Raw genomic sequence first — 25,666 nt, forward strand, 5'->3', positions numbered from 1 at the left:
TCTAGACTAGAGATTTTTGTAAAGAATCATCTGACTGCAAACCCAGCAAACTTTCGTAAACTTCAGCCACTTGAGCAGCTGCTTTTTCCCAGGTAAAGTTTTTTACCCTGACTAATCCTTGCTGAATCAGTTGTTGATGGTAATGAGAATCTTGCTGAATGCGTTGTATGGCTTCAACCATAGCTTGCACATCTAAAGGCTCAACTAAAATTCCTGCATCGCCAACTACTTCTGGTAAGGAAGTCGCATTAGAGCTAATCACGGCTGTTTTGCAAGCCATTGCTTCTAAAATAGTGATGCCAAAACCTTCATATATTGAAGGTGCTAACAAAATGTCAGCTGCATTATAAATTTGTCTGAGTGTATTTTTATCTGGCTTACCTAAGTAGGTGATACAAGGGGTAAGGTTGTGTTTCTGGATAAATGTTTTTTGTTCGTTGGTAAAGTCTGCGCCTGTTTTCCAAAAATGAACATCCATCCCTTGAGAATTCAAGATTTCTAAAACTTGGAGTATGGTTGTCACATTTTTGCGGGGATGATTTGAGCCGACGTTGAGCAAACACAGGGTATTTGGTGTTAATCTCTGCTGCTGACGAAAAGCGGCGATTTCTTCGGCAGGTAAAGGATAAAAATCTGGCTCCACCCCATTGTGGACGACTTTTAAGCGTTCTGTTGGTGTATGTAACAGTTGCGTTGCATCTTTGGCTGTATGGTTAGAGACGCAAATAATGCGATCGCTCTGTTTGAGTCCTTTGATGGCATACTTCCAAGCAGTCATGCTCACAAGTGGTAGTTTGGCCTGATCTTGAATATTTTCTGGATAAATGAAATTTATCAGGTCGTGACAAGTAACCACTACAGGTTGCTGATTTCCCTGCAACCACTGGACTATATGGGCATCACTGTGGTCAATAATATGAAAAATATCAGCTACCTGTTGTTTAACTGTGGCAGGATAGCGCCAATAACGCTCATAATATTTCTCAATTCCTTGGAGCCAAGAAGTTTTTTTGTTAGTCAGAGAATAAGAATTAGGAGTTAATTCAATAATTTCCCAATCTGGGCGAACAGCTTTCAGTCCGCTCACCAAACCATCAGCATAAACATCCATACTAAAGGAGGCTTTAGGTAGTCTGCGGACAATTACTACACGCATTTTAATTCTCTTGCTGGTTAATTTTAGGTATTGTACTGCTCAAACAGTCGCTCGGTCGTGGTTTTGTGGATCTTGTTGTACTACCTGTGGATGATCTAGATCGATGATCTGATGCCAGAGGTTAATTAATTTTTGGGCAATACTTTGGTGCGTATAGTGTTGTTCCACTCTTTGCAAACTGTATTGTCCTGCTGCTTGCCACCAATTGGGTTCACGCATCATGCGTTCTAAAATAGCTGCTAGGGCTGCCGCATCTCCTTGGGGAAACACTAAATCAGGACGACCAATTACATTAGGAATTTCGCCGCAAGTTGAGCCAACTACGGGAATTCCCATCGCCATTGCCTCAATCAGTACATGACCAAATTGTTCTTTCCAGGTGGGGATACTGCGAGAGGGTAACACCAGGACATCAAACTGATTCATCACCTGGGGTACTTCATCATGGCGGACTGCACCTTGCCAAACTACCAAGTCTTCTATTTGTTGCTTTTGTGCTTCTTGGCGGAGTTCTGTTTCATAAGTACCAGTTCCACACAAAACAACTTTGAATGCATAACCGCGATCGCGCAGTTGTTTGGCAGCTTGTAAGATTAAATCAATGCCTTTTTCATAGACCAAGCGACCAACAAAACCTATACGGAATTCCCGATCGGGTTGTTTGTTTGCTTGGGGGGCAAAGAACGTGTTATCTACTCCCAGCTGGGGCATGACGGCAATTTTACCCTGATAGCCCCATTTGCGAATAATATCTGCACCCTCTTGGTTACCAGCAATAATCAACTTGGCTGATTTTAGTACAAAATTATACATTAAAGCGCGATACCAAGGCAAGCGACGGTCAATATTTTCCCAACAAAACACAACCAATGCTTTACCTGTGAGTCTAGCCCACAGTGCCATCTCAAATGCAGATACTGCCAGTATTTCTTGTTCAACTTGTAAAATATCTGGTTTAAAATCGCGGATGGCGCGTAGAGTAGCTAGTGGTGGATGAAAATATGCCGTACTACGCCCGTCAAAAAACACCTTAGTCGGGAACATCCGAATGCGGGGAAAAGGCATTTCCAATTGCATCCGCTTTCCCCAAGCAAAAGCTTGCCATGTACTAGGTGCGAGCAAACCCACTTCTGCTTGACCGGTGGATGCGATCGCATCTAATTTACCTTGATTAACGCCCACCATATAGGTATGGCTAATAAACAGTACGCGGAGTGCAGACACGTTCTCAGCGATAGCTTGCTTCATGTTCTGATCGCTCCTTTATTTAGTACAAAAATAAATATCTTCGGTGTTAGTATCTTCACTCACCAAGCGATATTTCTCGGCTAAATCTGTGCCTATTTCTTGAATGTAATCATGTACTTGGACTTGAAAACCTGCTGCTTCTAACCTATTTTTATAGTCTCGTCCGTAAAGCCGCACGTGGTCTTTTTGACCGTAAAATTTGATTCTATCTGACTCAGAAGTAATCTGCGGATCTTCCAATGTTTCTGCTAAATTATTATCTAGGGGTACTTGGAGAATAGCCCAACCATTTGGTTTGAGTACTCTGTAAAGTTCCCTCATTGCTTTGCCATCATCGGGGATATGCTCTAATACGTGATTGCAAAGAATTGCATCAAAAGATGCATCAGGAAAAGGTATACTTGTAATATCTATATTCACCATTACCCTTGGTGCTGATAAATCAGCCGTGAGGTAATCAATATTTGGTAATTTGCGAATCAATCTGTAGAGTTGAAATTCTGGTGCAAAATGCAGCACCTTCAAATTTTCCGATAATAAATTGGTACGATTTTTCAGATATAGCCACAACAGGCGATGTCTTTCTAAAGAAAAGCATTTAGGACATTCAGCATTTGGCCTGTTATTAATACCAGCTTTTAAAAATGTCCGAAAACTGCTTTCACAACAAGGACAAGTATATTCTTGTCCGGCATAGGTAACAGATTGGACTGCTGAGATACAACTTTTGGCAATTTGTGACAAGTAGTATTTTGTTTCTTGAATACCACTATGAGACTTTAAATCAATCATCATTCTCCTTGAGATTTCCAGTAACTATGACTACAAAATTAACTACACAATGAACTTAGTGAACTCCGAATATTTTTGACTGTTGACTGTTGACTGTTGACTGATAACAATAGCAATGGAGTATTTTTTTACCTGGCGAGCAATTAAATAGGATTTCTGTGATGGTGGTAGATGAATAATTCGCAACTATTGAGCCACTGATTTTATTTGCTGCTGTGCATTCTCAATACCTGAGATGATTGCTGTAGCAGTTTGTTCCCAAGAGAATTTTTGCATAACGCGATCGCGTCCCGCCATTCCCATTTGAAAAGTTTTATCTGGATTTTCCATAGCTTCTATAATCGCATCAGCCAGTAAATCTACTCTCTCGCCTGGTACTAGCCATCCTGTTACCCCATTATCCACAATTTCCGGGATAGAACCGCAATCATAAGAAACCACTGGTAATCCCGAAGCTTGAGCTTCCGCGATCGCTCTGCCAAAAGATTCCATACGCGAAGGTAAAATTGCTAACTCAGTATTAGTCAATTCTCGCACCAGTTCTCGCGAATTCAACTGTCCTAGCATCAAGACTTGGTTTTCAATGTTATTTTCGGCGATCGCTTGTTTAACTTCTTGTTCGTAATCCCAGCCGGCTAATTTGAGATTCCAGTGCTTGTAACCTTTAGCTGCGACTTTACCTAAAGCCGCGATCGCATCAAAAACTCCCTTGGGGGGAGCGAAAGAACCGTAAAAAATCAAATTAGATACTGATTGTTTTGGCGATCGCGCTACTTTGCTAAATTCATCATCTATTCCGCGATGAGTGATTTGAATTTTTTCCGCCTTGACTGCAAATAAATTCAGCAATTCTTGGCGCGTAAAATTTGAGGAGACAAAAATCACATCCGCACATTTAAAAAGTCGCCAACGAAACCAGCGATCGCTCAACTGCTTCATAAAACGAAATTTCGTTTGTCGATGTACCCATGTTGTATAAGAAGGATGAGCAGCAATCATCCCAAATACAACTTTTTTCGACTTTAATACCTCCGGTAAATATGCTGCTTCATGTTCCCAACTTAAAACCGCATCAACTTGCTTTTCTTGCAGCAGCTTGTTGACAATTTTTGCAACTGGAATAGAATCTAAAAAATGATGTAAGCGGCTAGGTTCTGCTGGTAAAACTTGTACTGGCTTACCTTTTAATTTATCAGTAGCAGCATCAGAGGAAACCGAGACAATAATTACTTCATTACCCATCTGTTGTAGCTGATGAGCAATTTGCAAACAACTCCTGGTTCCTCCACCGGGAGTACTCAGAGAGTGGGGATACGTGATAACAATGCATTTACTCATCTTTTACTTAGCTCATGTATACAACAAATAAATTTTAATTAACCTTAGGAACTATGGATTTTATATAGTAATAAAATGCTCTTAAATTAATTTCAAATTGTTCTAACAATGAAGTTAAATTCATATATTTATTAAGATAGTCCTGAGTGACAAAATATTGAGTTACAAAATCTTTTTTATCGTTTTGCCATTGCAGAGAAATACCAATAGAAACTAGCTTATTAGCAAATTTCCTAAAAATTGGAAATTCCTCTTTAATCCACGATCCATTAATTATAAACTCTATAGCCCTTACAGCCAGAAGGTTTTGCTTATTATTGATTAAAGTGGCTGCATTACTACCATGTATTCTGTGAAATGCTAACACCTTACCGAGGAAGGAACCTTTGCTCAGTGCTACTGCCATATATTTGACATAAAAATCAGTAGATTTAACTGCCTTAGATATCGGCTTAGGCAAAAATTTTGCTAATAGCGATCGCCTGAAAGATAAAGCAGATGATGCAGGAAGAGGTGGGGGAAGTTTACCTGATTTGAGGATATCTCTAAAGTCACATTCAACAGTAGGGCGTTGAGTACTTAATTCGGGTAATAATTCAGCATTTTCATTTACCCACCGGAGATTGTGAAAGCACCATTCAATTTCTTCAGAAGACTTAAATATTTCGACAACTTCTGCAACTTTTTCTGGTAAATAAATATCATCAGCATCTAAAAAACAAATAATTTCTCCGCAACTAGCCTCAAAACCTGCGTTAAAACATGAACATTGTCCCCCATTTTCTTTGAGCAGAGGCACAATGCGATCGCCATAACTTGCTATAATTTCTCGAGAATTATCTGTTGAGCCATCATCAACAACAACAACTTCAATATTTGGATATGTTTGCTTTAATGCACTATCTATTGCTTCTTTAATAAAGCGTCCATAATTATAGTTACTTATGACAATGCTAACTAAAGGATTATTGTCTATCATATATTTTTTATTGACCCGTAATTAATATGTCTTCACTCCACATATTCTTATCTAAGAGTATCAAATATTTAATTTTCCCGATTCAAACTACTCTCTTCTAGAAGTACCTCCCAAGTAAAGTCGACACTTTTCAGATATAACTACATACCTCAAAAAAAACATTGCTAATGTATACTTTAATTTTTGCTTAGTTCCATGCAATTGGGGATTTTTAAATATTCTGTAAAAACTTCGGAATGGTGGTTTTAATATTCCGACAAAATCTTCAACTATTTCCCATAGAGAAGGATTTTGTCTCATAAATAAATCATGTTTACCACCTACAAAGCGAGCAACTCGTGTATAAAGTTGAGAAAATGAGTATCGAGCAGGATGTTTAATACAAGCATCATCAGCATAGACTTGTTTATAACCCGCTTGAAAAACACGCTCTCCCCATTCGCGATCGCCACCTGATTTTAGTGTTGCATCAAAACCACCAACAGTATCGATAACATGTTTAAATGTGAAAAGGTTAGCAGTAGCACTAAAATGTTGATTTTTGACATCACTTTCCTGCGTAAATTTCAAGGCAATACTATCATAAAGCTCTACTGGAGTTGGTTGTTCGGGATTACGGAAGAAAATATCAATTCGACCACCTACTAATCCACAATTAGGGGTATTTGTCAGACTTGTTACGCCTTTTTCAATCCAATCTGATTCGGGAATACAATCTGCATCTGTAAAGGCTAAAATTTCACCTTTGGCTAATGATATTCCCTTATTACGAGCTGCGTAGGAACTAGGAGTAGCTTCATAAGCGAACTTTGCTTGACTAAATTGACTAACTACACTTTTGATATCTTCTTGGGAGGCATTATCAACAACAATTACCTCATATAAATCTTTTGAGTAGGTTTGATTTTCTAGAGCTTGTAAGCAAAGCTTCAGGCGAGCGGAGTCATTGAAGACTGGAATGATTATCGAGATAAATTCTTGGGCTAAGTAACTAGTAGTAGATATATTTTTCATTTGGATCAATGACAAAGATTATTGGTATCAGTAGCACAGATATCTATTACTGTGCTTTGACGTTTATTTCTTCAGTCAATACATTGCTAATTAGACAATATATTGTAAATTTCATCCCACATATTAGATACAAGCTTTTTTTGCTCTATACTTGCAACTTCCAATTTTTTTAATAATAGGGAACGATGTGGTTCATCAGTAATCATATTAATTTTTTGCTTAATTTCGTCTTTTGAACTCACTGAATCAATCAAGCATTCTGGGCAATTATAATCTTCTAGTAGCATTTGATATTTATGGCTCCATCCGGTTGCCACACAAGGAATTCCTTGCGAAAGTGCATTAATTAAACCATGAAATCTAGAACTAACCACTGCATAACAATTACCAAGTATACCTTTGATATACAATGGATTACTTTCGGAAATAATTTCCAGCGAGTTTCCGAACTTTTCCTGAATACGAAATGCTAAACTACTATCTTCAGTATCATGAACTAAAATAAATGGCTTTAATTCTTTTTGAAATAAAATATCTGCACAAGTTTCTAAAAAGTAAATATAGCGGTTTTTTACTTCTTCAGAGGTTTTATCAGTCATTCTGATATTAGGAATAATACAAGCACGTTTGAAGCTAGTGTCAAAGTAATCAGGTACAGTTCCTTTGACTAAATTAGTAAAATCTGGTGCTATCTTGATGTGGGAAGATTCAATTCCTAACTCCATGAGATATTTGTAAGAAATAGCTTCTCTTGCAAAAATCAGATCAGTGTTTTTTACTACTTCTATAAAAGCTTTTTTCACTTGTGGGTTTTCAAAAGGTCCAAAAGCTTGAGGCATTAAAATAACTTTTTTGCCCTCTTTGCGACACTTTTTGGCTAAATCTGCCATTACCTGTGATTTCTTAGATCCCCATTGATCGGAATAAGTAAAACCTGAAGCATCTAGAACTACATCAATTTGTGAATAAGTTACTAACCCAAACGAATTTTTTGTTTTTTCAGGAATTAGATTTAGTAATGAGTTAAGCGATGAACCAAAAAGTGGAAACTTTTTATCTGACCATATAAGTTGGTAAAGACCTAATGGGGATCTTTGACGAAAAGAACCAATTTTAGGTCGAATCGCCACAATATTTTTGTCATTCCATTCAGACATTTTTTGAACAACTGCATGGAGCATTAATTCAGCTCCTTTGTTGTCAAATTCTACTCCTCTAATTTCAGTAATCATTTTTTATTCTCCGTTTACTACAGTATATTTAGACTAACATCAATTAATTGCATCAACTGATTTATTTATTCTTCACTAATTGCTAACAATCAGTTATATTTACGAATTTGTTCTAGAGGTTTTTTTTGCGAGTAAGCAACCATGCCCTCTGGATCGGGATAACCGACGGAAATCAACATAATTACACGTTCATCAGGTTCTAATTTGAGTAGGGATTGCATTTGTTTTTCTAATGGTTCGATGTCTGGCCAATTAATCGGACATGAACTTAAACCTAGTGTTTCAAAGGCATACATTAATGACATAGAAGCAAGAGATGCATCAATATATATGATGTGGCGATCGCGCTCGCTAAAGTAAGCCCTTAATTTACCAATTACAACAATAATGGCAGGAAAGTTGTGACTGAAGCCTTTAGTACCCATAGGTATTGAGGCAACTTGTTTTACAAGTTCTGGCTCGTCAAAAATACGAAATTCAAAAGGTTGACGATTGCAGGCGCTGGGAGAAAGAGTTGCTGCTTTGATAGCTTTATCTAACAAATCTCTAGGCACTGGCTTTTGCAGATACCAGCGCACCGACCGACGTCGATAAGACAAAGCGAGGAACTGGTCATAGTTTACAGGAAGTTGGCTAGTGAGGTCTCTCTTATAAGGAACAGATTGGTTGTTGCTATTAAGAGGTGGTAGTTCTAAGAATATTTTTCTGGCTTGGTCAATGGTAGGTTCTGAACCAACAATGCTGAAATACTGTTTGAGGACATCATATGCCCAGTGTAATTCACTGTCATTACTGAGAACTACATTTTGCTTGGCTAGGAACGCATTTTTGTAGCTATTTACTGTTTCATGAATGTAGTCCTTAGCAAAAATATCACGTAGAGGTTTCATAAGCAGACCTTTTTCCAAACGGTGGATATTGCGTCTAAGCAAAAAGTCACTGTTTTTTGCTAAGTTTAACTCCTTTGAATACTTTAGTTTTCCCCATACAACGCCATGATGTTCTCTACGGAAGGCTGATGAAATAAAGACATAATAAAGTGAACTTAAGAATGGAGAGCGAACACATAAAGGCAAAATTAGTTCTGGAAAATTTTGATAAATTTGTTTTAACTTGATGATTCCAGATTCAGTAATTAAATTTTTGACTATATGTTTAGTTAGGTGTAAAATTTTCACAAAACCAGCTTGAGTTTCCATAGTTACTCTTTTTAATTATTACAGTAGACAGTTAAAATCAAGTTTTCAATTAGTTTAAATATATTCAAATTATACCAGTTTTAATTTAACTTTTCTTCCACATAAACTTTGGTAGAACTGAACTAAAAAGACCTGTTGCTTGTTTATAAAGTTGAGGAGCAATTAACATAATAGTCAAGATATATACAACGGTACCGAGTCCTATGCAAATAGTTAATAATATCTGCAAGCTCACTATTTGACTAAGGAAATGTTTCACTGCAAAGATACTTACTACCATAGCTAGCGATGCCAACAGTGGGGCGGCCTGTTGTTTAAGATAGGTACTAAAGTTGATACGAATTAACTTATGGACTATCCACAAGGTAATTGGTGCTGTTAAATAGGCACGAATCAAATAGGCTAACGCAACCGCTATTATTCCCCAACGAACTGCTATGGCAAAGCCAATTACATTGCCCACAGCTTGCATCAAGTTAAGACCCAAGCCCCATGCAGGCTTGCCTAGTGCCATAATTATTGGATTGTTATAGTTGAAACTAGCGTAGAGCAAACCGATGAGATTGAGAATTTGCATTACTGGTATACTAGGCTTCCACTGTTCGCCAAACATAACAATTACTAATTCAGGTGCCAATGCAGATAGCCCTATAAATACTGGAAAAGCAACTAAAGTGGTTAATCCAATAGCAGTGTACAAAGCCTGTCGTAATCTTTCTGGTTCTGCTTGTAACCGCGAAAAAACTGGTAGTGCAGTTTTTTGGATAGTTCCGACCATTAATTGGTTTACTATCAGTAAAATGCGGTAAGCAACAGTGTAATATCCTAGTGCTACAGAACCGAGAAAATATCCGATTAAAAAATCATCAGAACGGGTGTTGAGAAAATTCAATGCATTCATTCCTACTACATTAATTCCAAAGGCGAATAGTTCTTGAAAGTGCTTTTTAGAAACATTAAAGCCTGGTCGCCAATTACTACTCCACCACAAAACCAAAACCCCAACTAACCCATTCGCCAACTGTTGACCGACTAAGCTCCAGACACCAAAGCCTAAAAGTGCCATAGTTATACCAACTACACCGCCTGCAACAGTTGCTATCAGCGTGCGTAAAGACAGAGATTTAAAGGCGAGGTTGCGACTAAGAATTGCGCTTTGTACGCTATTGAGAGCAGCAAACAAAAAACTTAAAGAAAGCCAACGTATGATTGGTATCAGTTGCGGTTCTTTAAACAAGGTGGCGATAAACCCAGCGCCAACTACGCTCAGTCCTAAAAGTAGGAAAGCAATGGCGATATTAGTCCAAAAAGCAGTATCTAAGTGTTCGTTATTTAAGTCTTTGCGTTGAATAATAGCTTGACTAAATCCTTGGTCAAGAAATACCTGCATAAAAGCGAAGAATATGCTAGTTAAGGCTACCAGACCAAAGGTCTTCGGTTCCAATAGACGAGCTAGCAGTAAAAAAACAACAAATGATATTACTTTGCTGCCCCAATTCTCAATTGCTGTCCAAATTACACCTTTAACTGCCTTTGTTCGTAAATCGGATGACTTTTTGGGTGATTCCATTACAGTAAGTTCCTACTAAATAAATAATGCATCTATTACCCTACCTCTATAAGTAACCAGAAAAAATCAATTACAATTGAATAATTATGGTAAATGCACCACATCTCACAAACAGGCTTTTCAAATTGCCCTGAAGATGATTTGTACGGAAGTAATGTATGTTCTTGTAGCTAGAAGCAAGATTTTTCATGAATCATGACTAGAGGAAAAATTATTGGTAGCTTCCGTATGGTTTGAAAAATTGAATATCTAGCAATTATTGCCCTTTAGTTGTCATGGATGGGTGCAGGATACCCAAAAGCATGGATTTCCTGGATGCTTCACCCAAAATTGCTACAATATGGCAATGACTCCATCTTTAGTCGTCTTAACTCAGAGTTATGCAAATTGAATGATTCAGTCTCCAGTACTGTCAACTAAGACTTCTGTAGCACGGTTGGATGAGAGTATTTGTTTAATCGCCAGCCACATAAAAGGCGGAATTGTTTTCAGATAGCGTCCCCATAACCGTCGCGGTTCTTGAATCCAGCGATAAAGCCACTCAAATCCTAATTCTCTGACTATTTTTGGCGCTCGCTTTTGAATACCTGCATAAACTGGGAATACTCCCCCAAGACCAATCATCACAGCCTGGATTTTCCCTTTATGTTGCGCCATCCATTTTTCTTGTTTGGGACATCCTAAACAGACAAATACCAAACCAGCACCGCTAGCATTTATTTTTTGATTCAAAGCAAGGTCTTCAGCTTCCGTCAGGGGACGAAAAGGTAAAGGTTCCATCGCTGCTATTTTCAATTTGGGAAATTCTTGATCTAATCTTTTTCGCATTCTCGAAAGAACTTCTGTGTGCGAACCGAGAAAGTAGACGCTTAAATTTTTTGCTTGAGCTAGCTGACATAATTCTTGGAGGATATCCATCCCTGCTACGCGATCTTGGGAACGCGCACCCATCAATCGCATCATCCACACTAAAGGCATACCATCAGGAGTAACGACATCTGCATTTCTGACTACAGTAGCAAACTCTGGATTCCAGTGAGCTTCCATGAGCATGTGGACATTGGCTACGCATACTGTTCTACTCTCGCGGGCGATCGCCCATTTGACGATGGCTTGCATCTGCTCTTTAAATCGTAAGGCAGTAATCGGAAAATCCAGAACTTCTTTTGTTGGCAACATCGCTATCTCTCCCATAAATTCCTCCTGTGTCAAAGACAAAATTATCAACATCAACTAGTACATTTCCTACGGGAACAATTAGGTGGTACTATTGCTGATTTTCTTCCTAAGCTTATGGCATGGCCTGGCACACATACATGGAGATGCAATAGCTTTATCAGTAAATTCTGGTAACCCTGGTATTTTAAAATAAATTACCACCGTATATAAGCTTACACGCTGATATCAGGATTTTCCCAATACTCAGAACAAACTTTATAGTTACTTTATAATTGATTCATGTTGTCTTGATGTAAACTTCATATTTTTGATAAATTAAATTTCATGATTTATTTTGCTTAATTACTTCTTGGTTATTTAGCGAATTAATATTTAATTTTTTCAGCAAATGTGTTAAATCTGTAAATTTGGTTAAGCCATATACCTTATATCAAAGAATAGGAAATTAGGTTAAATCTTGGTTAAAGGGAATAGCGATCGCTAAATATTTTTGATTAGGATAAAGGCTGTTTTTTGACTGATTTATGAGTATAGATGGCAATAATCTAGTTATTAAAAGTTGTAATTACAACCAAGAAAATATATTTACTGGGAGAATTCACCTATATCCAGAGATTTATGCACCTGAACTCGATCATTAATTAGAATATTTAATATCTCCAATTTTTAACATCTCTTGATTATATGGGCTGAAAAGCCTTATATATCAATGATTACAGCGCATAATTGCGAATTATAAAACCTAATTTTTCAGGTTTTTACAATCAGATAATATTTCTGTACAATACCTAACTAAATATCGGCATCTATCCTAAAGGGGATAAAATCAAGTAATCAAAAATTCGATTTATTAACAGCAAAATAATAATATTAAGTTATATTCAACGATTATTTGTTACTTATGTAACAGGGCAAGAATTTACATTTAAAATAAAGATTTTTCTTCTTGAATAAGAATAAAAAAAGAGAAGATTGATTTATCTTCTCTATTGCCATTATTTTTTGTATCGTCTGCTTTATTTTCTTGCTTAAGTTTTTGCCGTAACATCTGCCTTTGTTTTTTCAGTTGCCGTTTTCTGGCCGAGCCGCCTTTACCCTTATCGTTTCTTCCTTCTCTGCGAGGAGATTCCCACCTTTTTAATCTCATAGTTTCACCTTTTATGATTAATTACAATTATACATTGTTCATATCTTGATTAGCAAATTTGAACACATAACCCATTCTTAATACGCAAAAAGTGTCAGTGTTAGCACGCATATAGCACGTAAGTTTTATACACAAATATTTGCTGGACACAAAAATAAGAGTATAAATTTTAACTAAATAGTTATCTAGGTGCTAGATAAAGCACTTCAATAAAACTCATGGCACATTTTGCAAGTTGTGATTATTTACTGGTTAAATCTTCCATTTGCTCAACCCTAACTGGAATTTTGGCGAATTACTGAATATTAAAAGTTACAGGTTGAGCTTTGGATATTGACTCATGTTATTTCATACAAGACAATAGACACGTTTCCCGGAAATTAAGTTCCTTTTGAGGAAAAAATATTTGGCAACTGCCAAAACTGCATCAAGAAACCAAGGTTTATAGATGTATACCTTAGGTCTGTACTATATAGATAATGCTAGAGTTAGTGAAAAATATATGGCGCTAATAAATTAGCTTTTTAACAGTGGGCAGGAGGAGAATCGAACTCCTATGACCGCAAGGTCGCCACATTTTGAGTGTGGTGCGTCTACCAGTTTCGCCACCCGCCCTTGGATGCAACTTTCCTATCATAATATATTCATTTGGTTTCTGACAAGTACTTTTCTAATTATTTATAGCCATGAGGAAGAGTAATTAAAGAAGAATCGATATCCTGTAGCTTTTGACAGCCGCTCAAAGCCATAGCTAGGCTGAACTCATTTTGTAGCAGTGTGAGGATATGAGATACACCGACTTCTCCAGCCACAGCTAGTCCCCATAAAATTGGGCGGCCGATGAGTACTGCTTTTGCGCCTAATGCTAAGGCTTTGAGAATATCTGTACCCCGGCGGATACCACCATCTACTAGTATTTCCGCTCGATTATCTACAGCCGTGACAATCTCTGCTAAAGCATCTAAAGATGCAATCGCACTATCTAATTGTCTGCCACCATGATTAGAGACGACAATGGCTTGAACTCCGCACTCTACTGCACGCATAGCATCATCTCCGCGTAAGATACCTTTTATTACCAAGGGTAGAGGACAAATTGATTGCAACCATGCTAAGTCTTTCCAAGTCAAAGCGGGGTTGAGTTGTTCGGCAAAGTAAGTAAATAAGCCAGATTCCCCTTGGGCGTGGGGAATATCTAAGTCTTTGATAGTTGCAATATTGGCAGCCTGTAAACCTAATGGTAAAGAAAATTCGTTACGGCGATCGCGTTCTCTTTGTCCCAATAAAGGTGCATCTACCGTCAGACATAATGCTTTGTAACCTGCGGCGTAAGCTCTTTCAACTAAAGCGCGAGTTAAACCTCTATCTTTATGTATATATAACTGAAACCATTGCAGAGCGTTGGAAAAATTTTGCCGCACGGCTGCGACTTCTTCAATTGTTTTTGTCGCTAAAGTACTCAAAACCATGCCAACACCTGCGGAAGCGGCTGCTTTGGCTGTGGCGATTTCGCCATCGGGATGGGCTAGACATTGAAAAGCCATCGGTGCGATGAGTAAAGGTAGTGCTAGGGGCTGTCCTAATATAGATGTAGTTAAATTGCGATCGCTCACATCAACTAACATACGCGGGCGTAATTTCCAGCGTTCAAAAGCGGCGCGGTTATCTCGTAATGTAATTTCATCCCACGCACCGCTACTGTAGTAATCCAGCGCCATTTGTGAGAGGTGCTGTGTTGCTAGCTGTTCGTATTCAAAAAGGTTAATCGGTTGCAAGTAATTTTCGCCTCGATGTGAAATATTTTTAGGATCTCACAAAAAGGCAAGCCAGTGCGTTGGGCGGCTCCGCCGACTTGTAGCAACTGGCGCGCAAAGACGCAAAGAAGATGTTTTCTGCTATTGACTATTGACTATTGACTATTGACTCTTAACTTACCAATTCCGCCATCCCCCTTTGGAGGTAATTTCTTTGGACTTCTGCCCGTGATTGTGCAATAAATTTTGATATTCTTTACTACTCGCCCAACGGTCGATTTCTCTGGCGCGTAATACTGGTACGGGGTGAGTTAATTGGGCGGTGCGGGCGGCTTTGACCATTTCGCCTAGTTCGGTTTTACTAATATCATCGTAGGCGCGGGCTTGGGCTACGAAAGCATCAAGGTTAAGTTGGGGCGCTAAGGTGGGGGAACCGCCAGCCAGCTTCATTAAGACTGACATGACGACTTTGGGATTTTGGGTAGCTAGTAAAGCGGCGCGATCGCAGGTAAACTCAGCACAGCGTACCCATTCTAACAGCTGTGTTTGGATGGCTTGGGCAATGACTGCCCCTACATTGGGAACAATGGCGGCGGCTAAAATTAATAAATTTACCGGAGTTAGGTAAACGCTGTGGTCACATTTGAGGTGTCCTAACTCATGGGCGATGACTGCTTGAATTTCCTCTGGTGTCAGCATATCAATTAATGAGGTATGCAATACCACAAACGGTTGCTGACCCCGCATCGCAAAGGTGTAGGCGTTAGGGGCTGGATGTTGCCTAACGTACAATTGGGGAGGCTCGATATCTAATACTTTGCAAGCTTCTACCAACAGTTTGTGTAAATCTGGCAGTTGATTTTCACCCACAAGCACGCTAGAAGCAATATTTTCTACATAAAAAATCTGCTCTGCCATTGGCCCAAGCCAATTCCGTACCATCATATCCAAACCTGGTATTTGCTTGAGAGTTTTGGTAGCTTCTAAGTCTAAGGGATGACGAAAGGAGTCAGCTTTTAAACCAATTAGCGGCGTTTTGAAGAATGACATAGTGTAACGAGCTTGAAAACAATACAATTATGGAACGCAGTTAATTAAATCAACAGCCTCCCTAAAGCTAGTTTGACACTCTCCGACCTAAAGGTGCAGAGATTCTACATTCACAGACTCGCCGTTAGACAGCAGGCTTGCGCCCTTACGGGTGCGGCAGTCGCTCATGGGGGAGACCCCCAAGACCGCGCTGCCTTACCAACTGCCCAAGAGGGCAAATCTCCTGTAGCGTAAGTTCCCGTGTGCCCCACGGTACTGAGTCCTAATCTCAAAATATTGATTGCTGCATTGATATCTCTGTCCTCTGAGTAGCCGCAATGAGGACAAACGTGAGTCCTAGTAGATAGAGATTTTTTCACCTTTTCGCTACAGTTAGAGCAGTTTTGGCTTGTGTTATGGGGCGGAACTGCAACAGTCACCTTCCCATATTTATGCCCAAAATACTCTAACCAACTGCGGAAAGTGTACCAACCAGCATCACTAATTGATTTAGCTAGATGTCGATTTTTTACCAGCCCTTTAACATTTAAATCTTCATAGGCTACCAAATCGTTAGATTGGATGACGGAGTACGCTAATCTCTTGCAATACTCTTTGCGTTGCCTACTTACTTTTAAATATTTACGGGCATATCTATTTCTAGCCTTGTGGTAATTGTTTGATTGCCGTTGTTTGGCTTTCTTTTTTTGTTGGCTGAACTTTTTAGACTTCTTGCGATTGGCTCGTATAAGATGTTTTTCTGATTTGCGGTAGAACTGGGGTGAAGGTTCTACATTGCCTTTATTGTCGGCAATGAAGTACTTTAATCCCAAATCAATACCTACTACTTGATTAGTCGGTTGAGTTTCTATCCTGACATTAATATCTATTGCAAATTGGGCATAATACCCATCTGCGCGACGAACTAAGCGCACACGCTTAATTTGCTTGATGTCATAGTAATTAAGATCGTAGGTTCCCTTTAATTTCAGAGTCCCAATACCTTTCTTGTCAGAGAAGGTTATAGCTTTCCTGCTTTGTGAAAGTTTCCATCCAGATGATTTATATTCAACTGAACGGCAGTTTTTCTTAAACTTCGGAAATCCTTTTTTACCCTTAACCTTCCGCTTGCAGTTGTCGTAAAACCTAGCTATTGCAGACCAAGAACGTTCAGCAGCAGATTGCCTAGCCATCGAGTTTAATTCATCAGCGAAAGGGAATTTAGCAGCTAACGCAGCACAATATTTATTCAATGCGTACTTATCTACCTTTGAATCTTTGTTATCCATCCAATAGCGTAAGCATTTATTTTGAATGAATTGGCTAGTACGAATTGCTTCATCTATCGCTTGATATTGCTTGTCCTTTCCCTTGACTTTGAACTCGTAGACAATCATGGGTATCGACCAATTAAGCACATCCTTATGCTAGCACAAAAAGCATAAAGCCGTCGGAGAACGACGGGGTTTTAAACCCATTTTTCTGATAACGATTTAGTAAGGGTGGGCATTGCCCACCTACCAAACTATGTCGTTATCGATGCAGCAGAGTTGTTAGTGCTGGCGGTCAGTTCTGCATTGGTAGTTGGTTCATTGACTCGCAAGATTTTTGCGCCCAATTGCTGCAACTTCAGATCCAGTTGATCGTAGCCGCGATCGAGGTGGTGCAATCCCTGTATTATTGTTGTGCCTTCTGCTGCTAAACCAGCTAAGACTAAAGCTGCGGATGCCCGCAAATCTGTAGCTAATACTGGTGCGCCTGATAACATCGGCACTCCTCTAACAAAGGCTGTATTGCCTTTGACGCGAATATCTGCGCCTAAGCGGTTTAGCTCAGAAGCATGACGTAAGCGATTTTCAAACACAGATTCGTTGATTAGGCTGTCGCCTTCTGCTAAAGTCAGCAAGGCCATAAACGGCGCTTGCATATCTGTGGGAAAGCCGGGATGGGGTAGAGTTTCGATATCGGTGGCTTTGAGGCTACTGGCGGGGAGAACCCGTAAGGAATTCGCTCCTTCCTCGATAATAGTCACGCCAATATCGCGTAATTTGGCAATTACGGGAATTAAATGATCTGCACACACGCTAGAGAGAGTCAGTTCTGAGCGTGTAATTGCGCCTGCGACTAAAAAAGTACCAGCTTCAATGCGATCGGGAATAATGCTGTATTCCACTGAATGCAACTTATTTACGCCGACAATGGTAATTGTACTGCTGCCAGCACCTTGAATTTTGGCTCCCATCGCGTTACAGAAATTAGCCAAATCGACTACTTCCGGTTCCCGCGCTGCATTTTCGATGATGGTTTCGCCATCCGCTAGGGTAGCCGCCATCATCAATGTTTCGGTTGCGCCCACACTGGGAGTATCTAGGTATATTCTGGCTCCTTTTAATCTGCCATTGCTGCCAGGAACATAGGCATTACAAATACCATGTTCAATTTGGACTTCTGCTCCCATCGCTTGCAGTCCCCGGACATGCAAATCTACAGGTCTAGCGCCAATGGCACAACCGCCGGGTAATGGCATCTGAGCTACTCCTAGTCGCGCCAAAATTGGGCCGATCGCAAAAAAGCTCGCCCGCAGTTGGGTAACTAATTCGTAGGGGGCTTTAGATGTGGTAATTTCCCTGGCATCAATGTCTAAAATGTCACCATTTCGGCTCAAGCTCACGCCCAAAGCTGATAAAACTTGACCCATGCGTTCCACATCCGCTAATAATGGGACATTACGGATGCGGCAATCGCCTGAACATAGCAAGGTTCCAGCCATGATTACCAAGGCTGAATTTTTTGCCCCACTAATTTTTACATGACCTCGCAAAGGATGCCCTCCCCAAATTTGCAAGACTGCGGAGTCTGCTTCAAGGGGGGACTTGGCATCTGGTAAGCTGCTAGAAGGATTAATAAGCCTACCTCCAGAATAAATACGTCAATTTTAAAGGGTTGAAGTTGGTTTTGATTCTACAGTAAAGATTTGATTTGTCTACATTTTGTCGGGGAATCGGGGGTCAATAAAAGGTGGTTTTGCCTGGGTGGTGAAGGCTAAAAACTATTCAGGGTAAGCTTTTGGGGAATTAAAAAATTATTCTGACAAGATCGCTACGAAATTCTGTCTGGGGCAAAACTCTATACTCGGTAAGCGATGGAGCAATGACTTGACAAATAGAGATAAATGAGTAATAGTTAGGAATTGTCGATTGTAAATAATTGCCAGCGGAACTGGCGGAATTGGCAGACGCGCTAGATTCAGGTTCTAGTGCCGCAAGGCTTCCGGGTTCAAGTCCCGGGTTCCGCATATCAATTTTGGATTTTGCGAAAAGTCGAGCCAGCGCTTTGGGCGGGTTTGCCGACTTGAGGCGACTGGAGTCGGAGCGCCGGAAGTCGGCGATATGAACTTTTCAAGACGGATTGTCGATTTTGGATTAATCTAAGATATCGCCAGTTGTAAAGCCAGGGAAGCTGACTGCAGTTGATTCAAGTCAGGCGACTGAAGGCAATGGCTGCAAAATTTAAAATCTAAAATCGTGTTAACCAGTTTACAAAATTCCTTAGTCAAGCAAATTCGCAAATTGCACTCCGCGAAGGAGCGACACAAGCAGCAGCTATTTTTATTAGAAGGGACACATTTGCTGGAAGAGGCTTGTGCGGTGAATTATCCGTTGCAGGCGGTGTGTTGTACCCCAGAATGGCAAGCAGATCATTTTGGACTGTGGGAGGAGGCTTGTAGGCGCTGCGATCGCGCGGAAATTGTCAGTCCGGAAGTTCTCGCCGCGATCGCTACGACAGTGCAACCAGATGGTGTAGTCGCCACAGCCAAAAAGAGCGATCGCACTTCCCAATTACCCATGAATGGTGTTGTCCTAGCCGTGGAAACTTTGCAAGATCCCGGTAATCTGGGGACGATTATTCGCACTGCGGCGGCAGCTGGAGCTTCAGGATTATGGCTGAGTGGGGATAGTGTCGATTTAGATAACCCAAAAGTTTTACGCGCTTCTGCTGGACAATGGTTTCGTCTGGCAATGGCAGTGACAGAAAATTTAAAACAGACAATTCACACAAGTCAGCAAGCGGGTATGCAAGTTATCGCCACCTTACCTAGTGCAACTTTAACTTACTGGGAAGTAGACTGGCGCAAACCTAGTTTGATTTTATTGGGAAATGAAGGTGCTGGTTTATCAGCAGAAATCGCCGCAATGGCAGATCGGCAAGTAAAAATTCCTCTAAGTCCAGGCGTAGAGTCTTTGAATGTGGCGATCGCAGCAGCTTTAATGTTATACGAAGCCCAAAGGCAAAAAATGCATGAATAGCGCATTTATCGGTAGCGTTCGGCTAAATATTGCTCAATATCTGCCACTGCATCTTCAAAGGCGGCGATATCAATAGATGCTAAATCTTGTTCTTCTTGTGCTAGTTGGGCATCGCTAACGCTGCCATCATAGAAGCTGCCCTTGGTTTGATCTTCAGGACGCTTGTCTTGTAAAATCTCTTCCAATTCATCCAAGGCTGCTTCAAACTCTTGCGCCGCAGTTTCTCTTTCTTCTTGTTGGTTTTGCTCCATCATCTTGACCTGGAAATCTGAATTTACTGGCATAATCTTGAGTGGTGTGACTACAGGTTGATATGTTGTATATTTCACATCATTATCTCGACTATCGGGATCGATTTTACTAACTGTATCAAATTTACATAGTAAAGTTGAAAAAGTCTAATATTTTTTCCAGAAATATAATTAAATTATCCTGGAAATGTAGGGCTAAACTCCTGGTTGCAAGATTGTTGAAATTTATCTAATATCAGACTGGGAATTGGTCTTGGACGCATTGTTTTCCCCTCTACCCACACCCAAAGTGCTTCGGCTGTAACTAACAAATCCGCTTGGTCTTGTTTACGAATTTCGTATTTGCGGAAAGCACGAGTACCCCGTATTTCCCGCAGCCATGTTGTAACTTCTAAAGTATCACCTGCAACGGCTGGACGCAGATAATCAATTTCTACTCGGCGCATCACAAATACACCACCTGATTCGCGGTAGACATCGAAGGTTAAACCCAAATTTTCTGAATGTTCAATAGCTGCTTGTTCTAGGTAATTTTGGTAGACAGCGTTATTAACATGTCCAAGGGCATCCATTTCGTAGTGACGAACCCGGAGGAGAGTTTTAAATATTTGCATGATGGCGAAAAATTAACAATTTTCGTGAAAGTGTGGGAGAACAAGCTCAACAATTTTATCCTCAAGTTTAAACTTAAGCGATCGCTTTTCTTGTCTAGTTATGATTCATCTTGTGTTGGTTGAGTTGGCGTACACCAGGGAGTAATCAATTCAATTTTTGCTAGCAACATCAATTCCTGAACTTGCGCAGAATTACAACCATAGGTAGATGCTAATAATTGTTCAGCTTTTCTTTTAACTTTATGCTGAGACACACCAAAAGTCATAATTTCTTCTTCTTGGTTACCAGTTAGGCTCTCAATCGGAATCATGCAAACGTATTGTGGTTGATTATATCTAATTTGTTGCACCATAATTTATTTACTTAGCTCATAGTTTAGAATTAGCGTATAGTTAAGCTATTGTTCATCTAGTTTAAGAACGATATTTTGTAACCAATAGGCATATAGTAAAGCTGGGTACAATTAATAGAGTTTTAATAATGATTTCCCTAGAATAACCTTGATATTAATCTATGTTTACTCCTGTTAATTTTGGGTGTTAGCAGCTAATATTTATAAATTGAAGTTACATAAAAAAGCAGATTTATTCTGAATTTATTTAGGGTTTATATGATGAATAAAAAACTTTGGCTATCAGTTTTATTAATTGCTAATCTTGGTTTTTGGAAACCTGTGCAAGCTCAAGAATCGATGAATAATGAAGCGGCTACATCCAATCCAGTAATTAATGCTTGCATTGAAAATAAAGCAGAGACTTTACCCAATCCTTTTAGTGATGTACCTTCAGATCATTGGGCTTTTAAAGCAGTGATGACTATGCACTATTGTGGAGCATTTCGTCAAGCTACACCACCCGCTTTATTTCCCCGATTTAAACCCACGGAAGATCCGCAGCAATTACCCAAACAACAGCAGACTCAACAATAATATATTGCTGTAGATTAGGCAATGCCCACCCTAATATTCTAGAGGACATGGCAATGCCATGCCCCTACCATCTGTTCCATGATTTTTTCAAATTGGTATCATAACCAAACTTGAAAATCTCTCTTTCCCATGCTCACAAAAAGGACAAAGAGAACAACAAAGATAGGTGTTTGTAACTCGTCAACGGATTGCTATATTCTGCTTTGAAGTTGCACAATCCATCATGAGGGTGGTTGACTGTTGACTGTTGACTGTTGACTGTTGACTGTTGACTGTTGATTGTTGACTGTTGATTGTTGACTGTTGACTGTTGACTGTTGACTGTTAACTGTTGACTGTTGACTGTTGACTGTTGACTGTTAATAGCCTTTATTAGTAGTTATGCAATTTAAATGGACATTAGCATGAACTAAATTAAAATTTAGCTCCTAATTTGTGGAGAAATTGCCACATTTGTGCTGCTTGGATTTCGTCTCCTAAAGACTTATAAAGTCTATAGGATTGATAGCCATAATAAATTGCTTCTTGATAACGGTTTAACTGTTGCAGATTTGTACTGAGCATCAGGGAGATTTGCGCTTCTTCATAATTATTTTTTCTGGCTTGAGCGATAACAAGCGCAGATTGTAAATAATCCCTAGATTCACAGAATTTACTGTCATAATAATAGATAAGACCGATTTTAAATAGTAATTTCTGCTGACTATGTTTAACTCCCAGATCCTGCACAATTTGTAAAGATTGTTGATAGTAGATTAAAGCGCGATCGTTTCTCTCTAACTTTTGATATATAGCACCTATCTTAGCTAGTGCAGAGGCTTCGCCTAATTTATTTTCTGTTTGGCGAGTAACGCTTAAAGCTTCTATATTGTATTCAATTGCTTGCTGTAGTAAATTTAGTTGACTACAAACATCACTTAAACCTTGCAAAATTGCACTGCGGACTCGTTGCTCGCCAATCTTTGCAGAAATCTCTAGGGATGTTCGCAAAAATTCCATTGCTTTTTCATAATCTCCAATCTCTTTATGTGCTTGCCCGAGAATGTGGAGACTAATCATTACAAGATTTTGCTGGGAAATTTCTCTAGCAATCAAAAGTGATTGATGACAATAAATAATAGCTTTTTGCCAATTTTCTAACTGGAGATAAATTCCGCCAATGTTGGCGAGCGAATCCCCGATTGCTTGCATATCTTCTATTTCTTGAGCAATCAGGAGCGCCTTTTGTGCATAATCCAGTGCTTGTTGATAATCTCCAAGACACTGATAAACATTGGCTAAAGAACCTAAAGCACTTTTTTCATAAATCTGTTGATTAATTTCACAACTAATTACCAACTGCTGTTGAAAATATTCAATCGCTTGAGGATACTTACCAAGATTTTGATAATTAGTTCCTAATCCCCAGATAGCTGATATTTGTAAGACTCTATTACCTGTTTTGTAAGTAATTTTTTGTAGTTGGGTAAAATATTTAATTGCATCCTGATATTGGCAGAGTTGTAGGTAACAATTGCCGATGTTGTATAGGGCGACTTCTTGCCAATCTATAGCATCTATTTGCTGGGATAGAGCCAATAAAAGCTTATAATATTGTAAAGCTTGAGAAAACTCAAATAATTGTTCATATATGGCTGCTAACTGGCTTAAGCAAGTCAGTTCTTCTTGCTGATTTTGGCTTTGTCGGCTCAGGGATAACTTCTCCAGGTAATGTGTGAGTTTCTGCTGGAGAATCTTTTTAAGATTTTGTTCATTTTCCTCTATCATGTTAAGTATTACAGAATATTAACTACCTTAAACATGACTGTATTGGGATGCAGCCAAGATTATTTACAGTAATACCTAGCATTTTCTAGGTATAAAGTTCTGTGTTAATTTGATAAAGATTTTGCGTTTTTAATTTAAAGCTGATTTTTATACGTATAAAACTGGGTAATTAATTGTAACAATAAATACATTATTGCCGCTTAGATAGTTCTAGTTTAGGGCTGAACAGAAATAGAGTATTGAGCGATCGCTTGTTGTAATATCTTCTTGATGTAGCTTCAGATATGGTCGGTGCGTTATGGCGGAATGCCTAACACACCCTACGTTAAAGACTATATTTGGGGAATTTTAAACCTTCGCGGCTGCTGGTGTGGGTAAATTTACTTTCAACCGCTTAAACATAGCTTCCCGTGCTTGCATTGCTAAGGTATCATCCAAGGGTTCTAGGGTAATTGGCTGTTGATACTTCAGCCGCAACGCTGTTTGAATTAACCAATCTGCAACAAAGGGATTTTTGGGTAACAAGGGGCCGTGGGAATAGGTAGCGATCGCATTCTGATAAAATGCTCCCTCAGTACCATCTTCACCATTATTGCCCAAACCGTAAACGACTTTTCCTAAAGCTTCCACTTTCCCCAGCTTAGTGCGTCCGCCATGATTTTCAAAGCCGACTAAATAAGGCGTGCTACCTGTCATTGCTTTTAAATCTTGGGCTAGGCGTGAGGCTGTAACTTCAATTACCAAATTTCCGATGCAGCGTTTAGTATTTTCACCAGGATGGACTGAGACTAAATCTAAAATTCCTAAACCTTCAATCCGTTGTCCTAATCCTGGTTCATAATAATGTCCGAGTAACTGAGGCGAACCACAGGTAAAGACTCCCGGCGTACCATTTTCTATTTTTTCACGCATAGCATCGGCTTTAGCACCTTGCAAATCGCGCATGACAATTTCTTGCTGTCTGTCTTGCGCACCACCACCGACAATCAAGTCTACAGATTTAATTTCATCGGTGGTAGTATTTTGATCCAATGGTAAAACTTTGACACTGTATCCCCGCCATTGAGCGCGGCGTTCTATAGTAATTACATTACCGCGATCGCCATAGGTACTCATCAGCGTCGGATATAACCAACCAATTGTAATTTCAAATTTTGGAGAAGTCATATAATTTGGGAAATGGGGCATGGGGGAGCCACTGCGTTGGACGGGTTTCCCGGCTTGAAGCAAGTGGCGTCATGGGGCATTGGGCATTGATTTTTATACTTTGGTTGTGCGATGTAGCACATAACCATCTAACTAAAAAGTGTTTATGCTTAGTTATGTTTCTTGAATAATTGAATCATTCATATATTTTTCAATTTAGGATTGGCGAATCCGGTGTATATCTAGATTTTGGGTAAGCATATCGCACATTGGTTTTAAATGCTATGTTTATTCGTAGTTTATGTAACAGTTTTGCAGTAACATTTTGCCGATAATCCCAAGAGAGTTATCAGGGAATTGCAAAAGTTCAGTTTCACTTTTCCTGTTGAGTCGTAAGATTACAGATTGTCGAAGGTTTGTTTAACAAACTGAAATATTACTATATGGATTGTAAAACTGCTACATTAGTCTACCAAACAGAGAATCATCTCGAAAAAATTCGGGAGATTTTCCCAGAAGCTTGGAATTTTTTGCAAGAACAAGCTTTTGCTTATGTTCAAGGTAAGAAAGATAATTTTGATTCTGCTGTTAAAAATTTAGTCGGTGAAACCAATTTTAAATATAGAATGGTGCACCGCGATGATAAAGACCAACTCACCAAAGATTTGGGAGAATTATTAGGAGATATTACTTCTCGTTTACTTTTACAACAGTATTTTTCAGAATTAGTTGGTCAAAAAGTTTTCTTTAGTACAATTTGCTGTAGCAGTCATCTCACAGCTGACCATGAGATGACTTTAGAAGAAGTATTACCAATTCAGCGCGCAGCTGTGAAGTTGCAGTAAGGTAGAGGCTAAGACTTTTGTTAAAATAACAATTTCTCTGGCATACCCGAAATAACGCCCGCAGGCTCGAAGCCTGGGGCTAATGTTGCAAAGCCTGCCGTTGCAGGCTGAATTTCTAGAGCCTGCAACGGCAGGCTTTGTTCAATTAGCCGCACCCTTATAGGGTGACG

Annotated in this window: 22 protein-coding genes, 2 tRNA genes and 1 pseudogene; 4 read left to right on the forward strand and 21 right to left on the reverse strand. The window is 39.4% G+C overall.

Annotated elements, in window-relative coordinates; all coding sequences use genetic code 11:
* Position 1: 1 nt before the first annotated feature.
* The 16 genes and pseudogenes from AACW45_RS13735 to murA form a co-directional block, all read right to left on the reverse strand.
* The gene (locus AACW45_RS13735) at positions 2-1,156 is read right to left on the reverse strand and encodes a glycosyltransferase family 4 protein (RefSeq protein ID WP_190633157.1); all 1,155 of its coding nucleotides are present in this window, start codon (positions 1,154-1,156) and stop codon (positions 2-4) included.
* Positions 1,157-1,195: 39 nt separating this feature from the next.
* Complete coding sequence (locus AACW45_RS13740) at positions 1,196-2,404, reverse strand: glycosyltransferase (protein ID WP_190633158.1); 1,209 nt, start codon at positions 2,402-2,404, stop codon at positions 1,196-1,198.
* A 15-nt stretch (positions 2,405-2,419) separates the two neighbouring features.
* Entirely contained in the window at positions 2,420-3,199 is a 780-nt protein-coding gene (locus AACW45_RS13745) for a class I SAM-dependent methyltransferase (RefSeq protein ID WP_190550785.1), read from the reverse strand.
* Between the two features lie 183 nt (positions 3,200-3,382).
* Positions 3,383-4,534, reverse strand: a complete 1,152-nt coding sequence (locus AACW45_RS13750) for a glycosyltransferase family 4 protein (RefSeq protein WP_190633159.1) — start codon at positions 4,532-4,534, stop codon at positions 3,383-3,385.
* A 34-nt stretch (positions 4,535-4,568) separates the two neighbouring features.
* A complete protein-coding gene (locus AACW45_RS13755) occupies positions 4,569-5,513 on the reverse strand; it encodes a glycosyltransferase family 2 protein (protein WP_199331125.1) in 945 nt (314 codons plus the stop codon).
* Positions 5,514-5,600: 87 nt separating this feature from the next.
* Positions 5,601-6,527 (reverse strand): glycosyltransferase, encoded by a 927-nt coding sequence (locus AACW45_RS13760; RefSeq protein ID WP_190633160.1) that lies wholly within the window; start codon positions 6,525-6,527, stop codon positions 5,601-5,603.
* A gap of 86 nt (positions 6,528-6,613) precedes the next feature.
* Entirely contained in the window at positions 6,614-7,759 is a 1,146-nt protein-coding gene (locus AACW45_RS13765) for a polysaccharide pyruvyl transferase family protein (RefSeq protein WP_190633161.1), read from the reverse strand.
* Positions 7,760-7,848: 89 nt separating this feature from the next.
* Positions 7,849-8,958, reverse strand: coding sequence for a nitroreductase family protein (locus tag AACW45_RS13770; RefSeq protein ID WP_190633162.1), 1,110 nt, complete (start codon positions 8,956-8,958; stop codon positions 7,849-7,851).
* 85 nt (positions 8,959-9,043) lie between these two features.
* Positions 9,044-10,528: a lipopolysaccharide biosynthesis protein gene (locus tag AACW45_RS13775; RefSeq protein WP_190633163.1), complete on the reverse strand. Its 1,485-nt coding sequence runs from the start codon at positions 10,526-10,528 to the stop codon at positions 9,044-9,046.
* A gap of 396 nt (positions 10,529-10,924) precedes the next feature.
* On the reverse strand, positions 10,925-11,707 hold the full coding sequence (locus tag AACW45_RS13780) for a WecB/TagA/CpsF family glycosyltransferase (protein WP_242045654.1): 783 nt from the start codon (positions 11,705-11,707) through the stop codon (positions 10,925-10,927).
* A gap of 925 nt (positions 11,708-12,632) precedes the next feature.
* Positions 12,633-12,854 (reverse strand): hypothetical protein, encoded by a 222-nt coding sequence (locus tag AACW45_RS13785; protein WP_190633165.1) that lies wholly within the window; start codon positions 12,852-12,854, stop codon positions 12,633-12,635.
* Between the two features lie 531 nt (positions 12,855-13,385).
* Positions 13,386-13,469 (reverse strand) — tRNA-Leu (locus AACW45_RS13790).
* Between the two features lie 59 nt (positions 13,470-13,528).
* On the reverse strand, positions 13,529-14,629 hold the full coding sequence (locus AACW45_RS13795; RefSeq protein ID WP_277880389.1) for an alpha-hydroxy acid oxidase: 1,101 nt from the start codon (positions 14,627-14,629) through the stop codon (positions 13,529-13,531).
* Positions 14,630-14,785: 156 nt separating this feature from the next.
* Positions 14,786-15,658, reverse strand: coding sequence for a M48 family metallopeptidase (locus AACW45_RS13800; RefSeq protein ID WP_190633166.1), 873 nt, complete (start codon positions 15,656-15,658; stop codon positions 14,786-14,788).
* Between the two features lie 87 nt (positions 15,659-15,745).
* Positions 15,746-17,034 (reverse strand): annotated as a pseudogene (locus AACW45_RS13805) (RNA-guided endonuclease InsQ/TnpB family protein).
* Between the two features lie 128 nt (positions 17,035-17,162).
* Positions 17,163-18,542, reverse strand: coding sequence for a UDP-N-acetylglucosamine 1-carboxyvinyltransferase (murA, locus tag AACW45_RS13810; RefSeq protein WP_190633185.1), 1,380 nt, complete (start codon positions 18,540-18,542; stop codon positions 17,163-17,165).
* A gap of 308 nt (positions 18,543-18,850) precedes the next feature.
* Here murA and AACW45_RS13815 point away from each other — a divergent pair.
* Both AACW45_RS13815 and AACW45_RS13820 read left to right on the forward strand, forming a co-directional pair.
* Positions 18,851-18,932, forward strand: a tRNA-Leu gene (locus AACW45_RS13815).
* Between the two features lie 229 nt (positions 18,933-19,161).
* Positions 19,162-19,944, forward strand: coding sequence for a TrmH family RNA methyltransferase (locus AACW45_RS13820; RefSeq protein WP_190633168.1), 783 nt, complete (start codon positions 19,162-19,164; stop codon positions 19,942-19,944).
* 5 nt (positions 19,945-19,949) lie between these two features.
* Here the strand turns inward: AACW45_RS13820 and AACW45_RS13825 are convergent, their stop codons facing one another.
* From AACW45_RS13825 to AACW45_RS13835, 3 genes are all read right to left on the reverse strand, one after another.
* Positions 19,950-20,273: a hypothetical protein gene (locus tag AACW45_RS13825; RefSeq protein WP_313933777.1), complete on the reverse strand. Its 324-nt coding sequence runs from the start codon at positions 20,271-20,273 to the stop codon at positions 19,950-19,952.
* A 98-nt stretch (positions 20,274-20,371) separates the two neighbouring features.
* Complete coding sequence (locus tag AACW45_RS13830) at positions 20,372-20,809, reverse strand: acyl-CoA thioesterase (protein WP_190633169.1); 438 nt, start codon at positions 20,807-20,809, stop codon at positions 20,372-20,374.
* A gap of 98 nt (positions 20,810-20,907) precedes the next feature.
* Positions 20,908-21,162: a hypothetical protein gene (locus AACW45_RS13835; RefSeq protein ID WP_190633170.1), complete on the reverse strand. Its 255-nt coding sequence runs from the start codon at positions 21,160-21,162 to the stop codon at positions 20,908-20,910.
* Positions 21,163-21,420: 258 nt separating this feature from the next.
* Between AACW45_RS13835 and AACW45_RS13840 the strand changes: the two genes are divergently transcribed.
* Entirely contained in the window at positions 21,421-21,738 is a 318-nt protein-coding gene (locus AACW45_RS13840) for an S-layer protein (protein ID WP_242045655.1), read from the forward strand.
* Between the two features lie 414 nt (positions 21,739-22,152).
* Here the strand turns inward: AACW45_RS13840 and AACW45_RS13845 are convergent, their stop codons facing one another.
* The gene (locus AACW45_RS13845) at positions 22,153-23,505 is read right to left on the reverse strand and encodes a tetratricopeptide repeat protein (RefSeq protein WP_190633171.1); all 1,353 of its coding nucleotides are present in this window, start codon (positions 23,503-23,505) and stop codon (positions 22,153-22,155) included.
* A gap of 348 nt (positions 23,506-23,853) precedes the next feature.
* Complete coding sequence (locus AACW45_RS13850) at positions 23,854-24,672, reverse strand: type 1 glutamine amidotransferase (RefSeq protein ID WP_190633172.1); 819 nt, start codon at positions 24,670-24,672, stop codon at positions 23,854-23,856.
* A gap of 422 nt (positions 24,673-25,094) precedes the next feature.
* Here AACW45_RS13850 and AACW45_RS13855 point away from each other — a divergent pair, with 422 nt between their 5' ends.
* Positions 25,095-25,496 carry a hypothetical protein gene (locus AACW45_RS13855; protein WP_190633173.1) on the forward strand — a complete coding sequence of 134 codons (402 nt, stop codon included), beginning with the start codon at positions 25,095-25,097 and terminating at the stop codon, positions 25,494-25,496.
* Positions 25,497-25,666 lie beyond the last annotated feature (170 nt).

Origin of the sequence: Calothrix sp. FACHB-168 (genome assembly GCF_963889195.1) — a bacterium.
In the GTDB taxonomy this organism is placed as follows: domain Bacteria; phylum Cyanobacteriota; class Cyanobacteriia; order Cyanobacteriales; family Nostocaceae; genus Aulosira; species Aulosira anomala_A.